This is a genomic window from Chromobacterium alticapitis (assembly GCF_002924365.1).
In the GTDB taxonomy this organism is placed as follows: Bacteria; Pseudomonadota; Gammaproteobacteria; order Burkholderiales; family Chromobacteriaceae; genus Chromobacterium; species Chromobacterium alticapitis.
This window is the reverse complement of the sequence record NZ_PQWB01000163.1, coordinates 19,606-32,211: the sequence shown is the minus strand read 5'-3', so window position 1 is coordinate 32,211 and position 12,606 is coordinate 19,606. Positions and strand designations below refer to the sequence as shown.

General features: G+C 61.7%; 5 protein-coding genes. 3 read left to right on the top strand and 2 right to left on the bottom strand.

From position 1 onward, the window contains the following. Positions 1–250: 250 nt before the first annotated feature. Entirely contained in the window at positions 251–1,957 is a 1,707-nt protein-coding gene (locus C2I19_RS20230) for an amidase (RefSeq protein ID WP_103904389.1), read from the bottom strand. A gap of 183 nt (positions 1,958–2,140) precedes the next feature. Continuing rightward, entirely contained in the window at positions 2,141–3,124 is a 984-nt protein-coding gene (locus tag C2I19_RS20225) for a LysR family transcriptional regulator (RefSeq protein ID WP_233201302.1), read from the bottom strand. 189 nt (positions 3,125–3,313) lie between these two features. On the opposite strand from C2I19_RS20225, the gene aguA reads away from it, so the two are divergent. From aguA to C2I19_RS20210, 3 genes are all read left to right on the top strand, one after another. Continuing rightward, positions 3,314–4,450, top strand: a complete 1,137-nt coding sequence (gene aguA, locus C2I19_RS20220; RefSeq protein ID WP_233201301.1) for an agmatine deiminase — start codon at positions 3,314–3,316, stop codon at positions 4,448–4,450. 455 nt (positions 4,451–4,905) lie between these two features. Then, positions 4,906–6,615, top strand: coding sequence for a methyl-accepting chemotaxis protein (locus tag C2I19_RS20215; RefSeq protein WP_103904388.1), 1,710 nt, complete (start codon positions 4,906–4,908; stop codon positions 6,613–6,615). 210 nt (positions 6,616–6,825) lie between these two features. Then, positions 6,826–12,606 (top strand): YDG domain-containing protein (locus C2I19_RS20210; protein ID WP_369406699.1); only part of this gene is annotated, 5,781 nt, incomplete at its 3' end.

Here is a 12,606-nt window from a genome sequence, read left to right as displayed (position 1 = left end):
AGCCGCTTACGGTGGTTTGCAACCTGCTCCTGCAAGCCGATTGCGAGGGGCCTACCCTCATCTCCTACGCCGCTTGCTGCGGCACACTGATATCGCTTGTCCAGACCTGATTCGGGCGGGGCGGCTACCCCACCCTGATCCGGCTGCACCATGCCCGCAGGACCGGGTCAACCTCAGCGCCGTGGTTTGGTTGTCGGCTCCCCCCACTGCTACTGGCTGAACACCCGTCCTGGTCGGTCCTAGCTGGCGCTCATTGACCTAGCGGCGGTGTGCGCGGTGGGATCATGCGCTTGTTGCCGGTGGCTTCAAATGCGCCGGCGAAGCGCAGCAGTGCGTTGTCGTCATAGGCGCGCCCCGCGAAAGTCAGTCCCACCGGCATGCCGATATCAGCCATCACACCCATCGGTACCGTAACCGTCGGGACGCCAAGATGGCGGATGGCGAGGTTGCCATTGGCTACCCAGATGCCGTTGCTCCAGGCGATGTCGGCGGAGCGCGGATTGACGTCTGCATCCGCCGGGCCGACGTCGGCCACGGTGGGGAACAGCACAGCGTCCAGCTTTAGCTCGTCCATCCAGTCTTCCAGATCCAGCTTGCGGGTCTTTTCCAGACCGCGCAGACCATCCGGCACGCTTTCAATCCGGTCATAGGACTTGAGGCCCCGCTTGGCCATGTTGACGTACTCGTCCATGCCGGCGGCCAGATCGCCTTCGCGGTTGGGCAAGGTGCCCGGATCGTGCGGGAAGATCTTCGGGCCATCCACGTCAGCCAGTTGGTTGAGCTTGGGGTCGCCGTTGGCGCGCAGGAACTCATCGAAGGCCCAACCTGACAGCTCCCACAGCTCGTCATTGAGGAACTCAGGCGAGACGATGCCGCGGTTGAATACGGTGGGCGCGCCGGGACGATCGCCTTCACAGTTGGAAACCAGCGGAAAGTCCACTTCGATGACTTCTGCTCCGGCGGCTTCCAGCGCCTGGCGCGCGGCTTCCCAAAGGTCGATCACCGACGCGCGGGTATGGATGTGCTGTCCGGTCGGGCCGCCGATGCCCGGCGCCTCGCTGGTGCCAGCCAGTTCGTCCTTGTTGATGTACATGCGCGGTATGCCAAAGCGCTTGCCTTTGAGTATGTCGGGCTGAGCCAGCAGGGCGGGATAGGAATCTGGCCGGACTTCCGAGGCTTGGGGAATCTCCACCCAGGGTTGCAGGCGCCATAGGTCGCCACGGCGAATCGGGTCGTCCGCGACGATGACGTCGAGCACTTCGAGCAAGTCTGCCATGGTGCGGGCGTAGGGCACGACAACGTCCATGGTCGGCGTCAATGGCCAGTTGCCGCGCACCGAGATGACCCCGCGAGACGGCGTATAGGCGCACAGGCCATTGTTCGAGGCCGGGCCGCGGCCACTCGACCAGGTCTCCTCAGCCATGCCGAAGGCGGCGAAGCTGGCGGCCGTAGCGGTGCCGGCGCCATTGGAAGAGCCGGAGGCGAACGGCGCCGTCAGGTAGTTGGCGTTGTAGGGGCTTTCGGCGCGGCCGTAGCAGCCGCGCTGCATGCCGCCATTGGCCATGGGCGGCATATTGGTCTTGCCCAGGCAGATGGCGCCGGCTGCGCGCAGGCGCGCGATGGTGAAGGCATCGTGTTGGGCTACCAGATCCTTGAACGCCGGGCTGCCAGAGGCGGCGGTTAGCCCCTTCACCAGATAGCTGTCCTTGGCGGTATAGGGGATGCCGTCCAGCGGGCTCAGCGTTTCGCCGCGGGCGCGACGGGCATCGGAGGCCTCGGCTTCCTGGATCGCATCCGGATTGCGCACCACCACCGCATTGAGCCTGGTCGCCGTCGCGGGGCCATCGTAGGCCTCAATCCGAGCCAGATAGGCCTTGACCAGTTCAACCGCTGTCGTACGCCCGGATTCGAGCGCCGCGCGCAGCTCGGCAATGGATAGCTCGGTCACCTCGATCATGCTACTACCTCCACTAAAAAGACGGATTTCACTCCCATCGCGATGACCGTTTCCTGCATGCGCAGGCGGGTCAGCGCGCTCAGGCGTCGCACGGCAGCCGGCGTACGCATGGGCTGTTCTGTAATATGGCGGCTAATCTACAAGAGATAGCGTTATGCGGGAAAATGATTCATTTTAATGCGCTTATTCATGCGACGAATACCGGGGCAGCGCAGCATCATCGGATTCGATGAGCTTGCGCATCAAATCGCGCAGCCAGTGCAGCGCAGGATGACGATCCTGCACCGGGTGCCAAATGCAGTTAAGGTGATAGCCTGGCAACTCTTCCGGCAACGCCACCATCTTCAACGGCCAGTAGCCTGCCATCATCGCCGCGACTTTTTTAGGCAGGATAAATAAATGATCGGTGTTGCTGACGATGGCGGCTGCGGCCATATAGCTTTGGCTGTGCACCGAAATCTGGCGCTGCAAGCCGCGCTCGGCAAGAAAATCATCCATTGGCGACCCCAGATTGCCCAGCGGTGCGTGGAAGACATGCGGCAAGGCAATCAGATCCGATAGTGTCAGTCTATCGTTCTGGATAGGGTGGTCATGGCGTAAGATGCCGATCAGCGGTTCGTTCAGCCAGGTTTCCCGGCACAGATAGCTGGGAATGGACATGTATTCGTCAAACCCCAGCAGGAAGTCGATTTCACCGTCGGCCAGCGCCAGTTCCGGAATGTCTTCCCGCAGGATGGTGATGTCGATATGAACGTTAGGCGCTTCCTCCGCCAGTTTTTTCACTAGCGGCGGAATCAGCACGCACTCTACATAATCCGTGGTGCACAGGGTGAAGCGGCGCGCCGATGTTGCTGGGTCAAAGGCTTCCGGCTGGCTGAAATGGCTTTGCAGCAGGCTGAGCGCCTGATGGACGCCCTGTTGCAGATAGAGCGCTTTTTGTGTTGGCAGCATGCCATGCGGCGAGCGCACCAGCAGCGGGTCGTCGAAGAATGTCCGCAAGCGATTGAGCGAGTGGCTCATCGCAGGCTGGCTGACAAACAGTTTCTCTGCCGCCCGCGTGACGCTGCGCAGGCTGATCAGGGCATCCAGCGCCAGCAGCAGGTTCAGATCCAGTTGATGCAGTTTCACACTATTCACCGTATTTATGAAAGTATTCGTATTGTTCATTTGCTGAATAGTTTGGCTCTCCCTAGACTGCGTCTGTCAATCACTTCGTCGTTCATGGCAGAGGAAATCTGCAGTTCCTGCAGACTGATCCGTCCGGCGAATGTGCATTGGTCGAGCCTCCGCATCGCGCAGATCGGGAGACGCGCCGAGTCTGTCATCCGCAAATGCACGATCTATTGAATACTTCTGATGGCATTTATCAAGCCGATGGTGATCAAAATGAACATTAAAACGCACAATAGTCTACCTGCCGCCGACGGTTTTCACATGCCGGCCGAGTGGGCAGAGCATCAGGCGGTATGGATGATCTGGCCGCAGCGCCCGGATAACTGGCGCCATGCCGGACGCGAGGCGCAACAGACCTTTGCGGCCATCGCCAAAGCCATTTCGGCAACCACGCCTGTGTTCATGGCCGTGCCCGAACCGTTCATGTCGCAGGCGCGCGCAGTCATGCCGTCCGAAGTCACGCTGGTGGAAATGAATAGCGATGACTGCTGGATGCGCGACAGCGGACCGACCATGGTGATCGATCAGGCGGGCCATCTGCGTGGCGTGGACTGGAAATTCAATGCCTGGGGCGGCTTCAAGGGCGGGCTGTACCATCCCTGGGATCAAGATAGTGAAGTGGCGAGCCAGGTGTTGGCCCAGCATGGCTTTGATCGCTACGAAGCCCCGCTGGTGCTGGAGGGCGGCTCGATTCATGTCGATGGTGAAGGCACGCTGCTCACCACCGCAGAATGTCTGCTCAATCCCAATCGCAATCCGGATTTGTCCAAAGCCCAGATCGAGGCCTTGCTTTCCCAGTATCTGAATGTGACGCACTTCATCTGGCTGCCGGAAGGCGTGTTCATGGATGAAACCGACGGCCACATCGACAATATGTGCTGCTTTGCCCGTCCTGGCGAGGTTGTGCTGCACTGGGTCGATGATGAACAGGATCCGCAGTATCCGCGTTCGCAGGCCGCCTACGAAGTGCTGTCCCAAGCGCGCGATGCCAAGGGCCGCCAGCTCAAGATCCATAAGATGCTGGCCCCGGGCCCCTTGTTCTATGAGCAGGATGAAACGGCTGGCGTGGTGGCTAGTGGGCAGGCGGTGCCACGCGAGGTTGGCGAGCGCATGGCTGCTTCTTATGTCAATTTCCTGATCAGCAACGGACAGATTATTTTCCCGCTGCTGGATGAGCGTACCGATGCCGCGGCAGCCAGCCGCTTGCAGGAGATCTTCCCGGAGTACCGAATTGTCGGCGTCCCGGCACGCGAAGTACTACTGGGTGGCGGCAATATTCACTGCATCACCCAGCAGATTCCGGCAGGCAAGGCTAGTTGAGGCACTATCGTATACGGCGGGTGAATTCCCGCCGTTTCTGTCTGCCATGAACCGCAATGGCCGGTTTGCACAGAAATCCAGATATACCCGGCCTACCCGTTCCACGTCTTCTATCTGGCGCTTGGCAGTGGCCGGTTGCAAACTGCCGCAAGACCAGGCCTGCCACGCCGTTCACGGCCATCATCCCGATCCGACACCATTGCGTTTTGCTGACGCCAGCACCTAGCTGGTCAAACAGAAGTCGAACGACGCGCAAACCGCCTCCGTGGCCAATCGACTGGCTAAATCGCCAATGAGATCTGCACCAATGCCCAGAGGCGCATCATGGCGCAATTCCACGGCCCGGGCCCGAGCGGAGATGGCCTACTGATATTGTCCGCATTAATACCTATAACAGTACCAAATCCGCTGCTTGAGGGGCGGCTTCCCACGGTTGAGCAAGAGGTGGGGTTGGTATGAAACTGAGCATGAAATCCTTGCTGACGGCGAGTGCGGCGCTAATGATTATGCTGCTGTCACTGGTTCTGCTGTGCACATTGCGTTTGCAGCAGGCGCTGGGCACGCAGGCGAATGCGGAAGCTCAGCGCTATCAGAGCTATCTGCTAGCCAATGAGCTGAGACAAAGCTCGGATGATTTGACCCGGCTGGTCCGCACGTATGCCGAAACCGGCAATCCCATGTATGAACAGCAATACTGGGCGGTGCTGGCCATCCGCAATGGCCAGTTGCCGCGTCCCGAACACTACAACCGCATTTACTGGGATTTCATGGCTGTGGATGGCCGCAAGCCGCAGCCGGATGGCGATACGGTGCCGCTGCAGATGCTGATGGGACAGGCCGGCTTCACGCCGCAGGAGTTCGCCAAGCTCAAGGAGGCGCAGGCCAATTCGGACAGGCTGGTGAATACCGAAACGGTGGCGATGAACGCGATGAAGGGCCGCTTCGCCGATGGCCGCGGCGGCTTCACGCGGCAGGGGGAGCCCGATGCCGCGCTGGCGAGACGCATTCTGCACGACCGCCAATACCATCTGGACAAGGTGGCCATCATGCGTCCGGTGGATGAGTTTTACCAGTCGATGGAGCAGCGCACCAACCGCGCGGTGCTGCAGGCTCAGGCACAGGCTGGCTTGTGGCTGGCCGTGCTGATTGGCTTGCTGCTCGCCAGTTGCACCTTGAGCGCGCTGATGTTCTGCGCCATTTACCGCAAGTTGTATCGAATGCTGGGGGACGAGCCGTTGCATGTCTCAGGCATGATGCGGGCGGTGGCGGGGGGAGATCTGACGGTGAGGGCGCGCGAGGGGGGGTATCCGGCGGACAGCATGGCCGGCGCCATCGTCCAGACCATAGCCGGGCTGAGCGCCTCCATCGCCAGCAGCCAAAGCAGCGCCGGCCGTCTGTCCTCCTTGGCGGTGGAGATCAGCAGCACATCCCAGACCCTTTCGCGCAATACCGGCGAGCAGGCGGCTAGCCTATCGGAGGCGGCGGCCTCTTTGGAGGAAATCTCCTCGTCCATCAGCCAGACCAGCCACAACGCGACCTTGACGGAAGACATGGCGGCTCGGGCCGCCGTCGACGCGCAGCAGGGAGGGGAGATCGTCCAGCAAACCGCGGGAAGCATGAAGCGCATCGCCGAATGCATCATGGCCATCGACGATATTGCCTACCAGACCAATCTACTGGCGCTCAACGCCGCGATCGAGGCCGCCCGCGCCGGCGAGCAGGGCAAGGGTTTCTCCGTGGTGGCGCAGGAGGTCAGGAAACTGGCCGAGCGCAGCCAGCTGGCGGCTCGGGAAATTTCCAGCGTGGCCAACCAGGGCGTGGAAATGGCGGCTCGGGCTGGTCTGCAGCTGGAAGCTAGCGTGGGCTCCAGCCGGCGCACCTCTGATTTGATCCAGGAGATCGCTAGCGCCGCCAAGGAGCAGGCCTGCGCGGTCGGGCAGATCAACGCCACGATCCAATTGCTGAGCGCCGCCACGCAGCAGAATGCCTGTTTGGTCGAGGAGCTGGCGGCCATCTCTGAAAAAGGCAATGGCTGCGCGGACGAAATGCAAAGGCTGATGCAGCGTTTTCAGACCCAAGCAGATATCGGCGCGGCCATTCCCAAAGCAGCTGCCGGCCTCGCGCATGCCGTCGTTGCCGGAACGGGTCCGGCACCCCATCTCTGATCCCGCCGCCATGCTTGGCGACAGGCCTCATCGCAAGGATACGCCGCCATGAGCCAAGACAAGCACATTCGCCAGCGCAATCATGTATTGACTGATCACCGGCCGGAGCGATACCAAGCGCTGCTGGATCACGCACGCTGACTCAAGCGGAGCGGGGGCTGATTAGACCGTTCGGAACGATGGTGCGCGGTGCAGGGGGCAGCCTTCCCTATGCCGTCCGGCAGGATATCGCTGCAATCCGCGTTTGCGTTTCCGCTTATCAAAGATTCCGTTCCCGTTTTCAAAAATGCATTTTTACTAGTTAGGGTATTTTGGGCTAATTCGACTTCACTTACCTTTATCATGCACCGTCACGCTAGCCACAATCGCGCCTACTCCTTGGTCTGGAACGAAGCCTCTCAAAGTTGGGTTCCCGCCCCCGAAAACAGCAAGGCGCGCGGCAAGCGAAGCGGGATGGTCGCCATTTCCGCGATCGCTGCCCTGCTGGCGGCGACCAGCGCGGCCCACGCGGCGCCCAATACTCTGCCTGGCGGCGGCCAGGTGACTCTGGGACAAGCCAGCATCAACCAGTCCGGTAATATCGCCACCATCCGGCAAAGCAGCGACAAGGCCGCCATCGACTGGCAGTCCTTCAGCATTGGCCAGGATGCCAAAGTCAACTTCTTGCAGCCGTCCAGCCGCGCGGTGATGTTGAACCGGGTCATCGGCAACGACCCGAGCCAGATTTTTGGCCAATTGAACGCCAATGGCCAAGTGTTCATCGTCAATCCTAATGGCGTGTTGTTCGCTCCGGGCGCCCAGGTCAGCGCGGCCGGCATTCTCGCTTCGACCCGGGACTTGAGCACGGCCGATTTTGCCGCCGGCAATTACCGTTTTGCAGGTCAAAGCCATGGCACGGTGGACAACCAGGGCAGCTTGATCGCCGCAAATGGCGGTTACGCGCTGTTGATTGGCGCGCAGGTGAGCAATAGCGGCAGCATCCAGGCGCCTCAAGGCGATGTGCGCCTGGCTGCGGCTAACGAAGTCACGGTCAAGCTGGATGGCAGCCGCCTGGCGGGCTTTACCGTCACCCAGGGCACGCTGGACGCCTTGGCCGCCAATCAGGGACTGATCCGGGCCGATGGCGGCCGGGTCTATCTGACGGCCCAGGCGCTGGACCAACTCACCCGCGCGGCGGTGAACAACGACGGCATTATCGAAGCCAACTGTGTAGTCGGCCAGAACGGCCGTATCGCGCTGCAAGGCGACTTGGTCAGCAATACGGGCAGCCTCAGCGCTTCGGCCGGCAGCGGCGACCGCGCTGGCGCCATCGATCTTGCTGGCGGCAGCGTGCTGCAAGCGGGCCAGATCCATGCAGACGGTGAGCAAGGCCGCATTACTATTCAAGCGACTCAGGCCTTGCTGCAGACGGAGGCCGCCATCGTGACCGCCAACGGCGCCGGGCAAGGCGGAATAGTGCGTATGGACGGCGGCGGCTCGGCGCTGCTGTCCGGCGCGGTGTCGGCCAAGGGCACCATCGGCGGCGAGCTGCGCGTGACCGCCAATAAACTGACGCTGTCCGGCGCCCGCTTGTCCGCCGACGGCAGCGCCCAAGGCGGCAGCCTGCTGCTGGGCGGCGATGCCCATGGCGCCAGCCTGGCCGACGGTGGCCCTGGATTCGCTAATGCGCAGACCACCCAGGTCAACACGGCCAGTACGTTGTCGGCGGCCGGAGCAAACAGCAAGATCGTGGTTTGGTCCGACGCGTCCACGCGCTACGCCGGCCAGGCCAGCACCGGCGCCCATGGCTTTATCGAAGTTTCAGGCAAGGGCGATTTGCTGTATCAGGGTTCAGCCAATCCTGGCCAGGGTGGCCATTTGCTGCTGGACCCGACCAATATTGTCATCAGCAAGAGCGCTGCGAGCGCCACCGACTATATCGAATTGGCAGACCCCAGTCCGGCAAGCAATAACAACCATGGCAGCGGCGGCGCCGTTTTGAACAATGGCAATATTGTCGTGGCGTCATCAAGCGATAGTTTCGGAGGGGCGCAGGCTGGCGCGGCTTATCTTTACAATGGCACGACCGGCGCGCTGATCTCGACGCTATTTGGCACGCACGCCAACGACCAGGTAGGTTCCGGCGGTGTCACGACGCTGAGCAATGGCAACTACGTCGTGCTTAGCCCCAATTGGACGTTTGGCAGCAACGCCAAAGCGGGGGCTGTGACCTGGGGCAGCGCTGGCAGTGGCGTTACCGGTTCGGTCAGCGCCGCCAACTCGCTGGTAGGCGTGCAGGCCAACGACCAAGTGGGGTTGACGGGCGTGATCGCGCTGAGCAAGGGCAATTACGTGGTGGACAGCGCCAACTGGGCGAATGGCGGCAATGCCAAGGCCGGCGCGGTCACTTGGGGCAATGGCGCAAGCGGAGTGACGGGCCAGGTCAGCGCCTACAATTCGCTGGTGGGCTCGCACGCCATGGATCAGGTCGGTTTGCAAGGCATTACCGCGCTGAGTAACGGCAACTACGTGGTGGCCAGCCCTTCCTGGTCGAACGGAAGCAACGCCAGTGTCGGCGCCGTCACCTGGGGTAACGGTCTCTCCGGCGTGCAGGGCTTGGTTAGCGTCACCAACTCGCTGGTAGGTTCGCAGGCTAACGATCAGGTGGGCACTACGGTTACGGCCTTGACCAATGGCAATTATGTGGTGGCGAGCGCCGACTGGTCGAATGGCAGCAACGTCAACGCCGGCGCGACAACCTGGGGCAATGGCAGCTCGGGTCTGATCGGCACGGTGAGTCCATTCAACTCGCTGGTAGGCTTGCATGCCAACGACCAAGTTGGCGCAGGCGGCGTCACCGCGTTGAGCAACGGCAATTATGTGGTGAGCAGCCCTTATTGGACGAACGGCGCTAACGCCAATGCAGGCGCGGTTACCTGGGGGGATGGCTCTCGCAGCATGGTCGCAGCGGTGAGTGCCGGCAACTCCTTGGTGGGCTCGCACGCCAATGATTATGTCGGAGTGGAGGTGTACCCGAATAATTCCGTGAATAACGGTGTGACCGCATTGACCAACGGCAACTACGTGGTTGCGAGCCCTAATTGGGCCAATGGCGGCGTGGCCAATGCCGGGGCCGCCACCTGGGCGGACGGTACCCGCGCCACGGCCGCAGCGGTGAGCGCCAGTAATTCGCTGGTAGGCAGCAAACCCAACGATCAAGTGGGCGAGTGGGGCGTCACCGCGTTGAGCAATGGCAACTATGTGGTGGTTAGCCCCTATTGGGCAAATGGCAGCCTGGCCAAAGCCGGCGCAACGACCTGGGGAAACGGAGCCGCGGGCACAACAGGCGCGGTTAGCACTGCCAACTCGCTGGTTGGATTGCTGGCTGGCGACCAAATTGGCTCCGGCAGCGTTACAGCGCTTGGCAACGGCAACTACGTAGTTATTAGCAATGGTTGGAACAGCGATATCAACGATGCTGTATCCGTCGGCGCCGTTACCTGGATGGATGGCAGCCATGCCGTGGCTGGCGTGGTCAGCTCCAGCAATTCGCTGGTAGGTTCGCAGACCGGTGATCAAGTCGGGCAATGGGGCATTACTGTCCTGAGCAACGGCAACTACGTGGTGGACAGCCCCTATTGGTCGAATGGCAGCAATAGCCAGGCTGGCGCAGTGACCTGGGGGAGTGGCAGTACCAACACGGTCGGCGTAGTCAGCGCGGCCAATTCGCTGGTGGGCTCGCAGGCGAAGGACCAGGTGGGTTCAAGCATCACCGCGCTGAGCAACGGCAACTACGTGGTGGGCAGCGCCAATTGGGCGAATGGCGGCAAGGCCAGGGCCGGCGCGGTGACCTGGGGAGATGGCACCCTCGGCGTGGCCGGCGCGGTAAGCGCCGGCAACTCATTGGTGGGCGCTCAGGCGAATGACCAAATGAGTTCTGGCGCGGTGATTGCGCTTGCCAATGGCAACTATGTTGTGAGCAGTCCCTATAAATCCAACAATGGCTTGGCCGCCGCTGGGCAGGTGTTGCTATTGAACGGGAGTCACCAGGTTCAGCCACAGGCGGCGCAGGCCGGCAGTTATACGCCGGACCAAGTGGCCGCGCTCGCCCCTGCCGGCGCCAGCACGACTTTGAGCGCCAGCAACAACATCACCGTCAATGACGCCGTCTCGGTAGCGGGAAGCCTGACGCTGCTCGCCGGCAACAGCATTACGTTGAACGCCGGCATCAGTTCCAGCGCCAGCGGAACCGCGCTGGTGCTGGCGGGCAAGAGCTTCATCAATCGTGCCGGCAGCTCGGCGCTGAGCACCCCCAATGGCAACTGGCAAGTCTGGTCTACCGATCCTGGCGTCGATAGCCGCGGCGGCTTGGCGTATGACTTCAAACAGTACAATGCCAATTTCGGCAGCAGCGCGGTGTCGGGACGCGGAAACGGCTTGTTCTATAGCCTTGCGCCCCAAGTGACTGCTTCGCTGGTCGGCAATATCGGCAAGATCTACGATGGCACCGCCAGGGCCAGCGTGACCGGAGGCAATCTCAGCGCGGTCGGCGCCATCGATGGCGATAGCGTATCGCTGGGCGCGGCTTCGGCAAGCTACGATAGTGCCAATGCCGGCAGCAGCAAGACCGTTACTGCGAATGGCGTCGCCGTTGTCGGCGCCAACAATGGCTATGCCACCGTCTATGGTTATGGTTTGTCGACGACTACGGCGGCGGCGGCGGTGGGCACGATAGGCAAAGCCATAGTCAATGTGAGCAACGTTGCCGTTGCCAATAAGGTTTACGATGGCGGCATTGCCGCAACCGTTACCGGCGGCACGCTCAGCGGCTTGTTCGGCAGCGACACGCTGACATTGGCGAGCAGCGGCGCGCAATTCAGCGACAAGAATGTCGGCGTAAACAAAGCGGTCAGCGTGAGCGGGCTTACCTTGGCCGATGGTACTGGCCTGGCCAGCAACTACCAGTTGGCCAACACCACGGCTAGCGGCCAGGCCAGTATCAGTGCCAAGCAGATTAGCGTTAGTGCCAGCGCAGTGGATAAGGTTTACGACGGCGGCACGAGCGTCAGCGCCGCCTTAAGCAGCGCCGGGCTGGTGAGCGGCGATGCGGTCAGCTTCAACGGCAATGCCGCCTTTGCCGACAAGAACGTGGGCAATGGCAAGAGCGTGGTGGTAAGCGGCATCGCCAGCAGCGGCGCCGACGCGGCCAACTACACTCTGGCCAATACCCGCGCCAGTACCCAGGCTGCTATCCGCGCCAAGCAGATTAGTGTCAGCGCCAACGGCGTCAACAAGGTTTATGACGGCGGTACGACTGCTCAGGCTGCCTTCAGCAGCACCGGGGTGGTGAGAGGTGATGCGGTCAGTTTCAGCGGCAACGCTGCCTTCGCCGACAAGAACGTGGGCAATGGCAAGAGCGTGGTGGTAAGCGGCATCGCCAGCAGCGGGGCGGACGCCGGCAACTACACGCTGGCCAGCACCACCGCCACTACCCAGGCCAATATCAGCGCCAAGCAGATCACGGTCAGCGCCAGCGCGGCGAACAAGATGTACGACGGCAGCACCGCCGCCAACGCCATACTGAGCAGCGACGGTGTGATCAGCGGCGACGCGGTTGGTTTCAGCGGCAACGCGGCCTTTGCCGACAAGAACGCTGGCACAGGCAAGACTGTGAATGTGAGCGGCATCGCCGGCAACGGCGCCGACGCGGGCAACTACACGCTGCTCAATAGCACTGCCAGCACGCAAGCCAATATCGCAGCCAAGCAAATTACGGTCAGCGCCAGCGGCGTGAACAAGGTGTATGACGGCAGCACGGCCGCCAGCGCCAAACTGGCCAGCGCCGGCATCGTCAGCGGTGATGACGTGAGCCTCAGCGGTACCGCCGCCTTCGCCGACAAGAACGCTGGCACAGGCAAGACTGTGAATGTGAGCGGCATCGCCGGCAACGGCGCCGACGCGGGCAACTACACGCTGCTCAATAGCACTGCCGGCACGCAAGCCAATATCACC

Bases quoted from the DNA above. Each gene is read 5' to 3' on its own strand.
- C2I19_RS20215 (WP_103904388.1), top strand. From the start codon at position 4,906: ATGAAACTGAGCATGAAATCCTTGCTGACGGCGAGTGCGGCGCTAATG.
- C2I19_RS20230 (WP_103904389.1), bottom strand. From the start codon at position 1,957: ATGATCGAGGTGACCGAGCTATCCATTGCCGAGCTGCGCGCGGCGCTC.
- aguA (WP_233201301.1), top strand. From the start codon at position 3,314: ATGGCATTTATCAAGCCGATGGTGATCAAAATGAACATTAAAACGCAC.
- C2I19_RS20225 (WP_233201302.1), bottom strand. From the start codon at position 3,124: ATGAACAATACGAATACTTTCATAAATACGGTGAATAGTGTGAAACTG.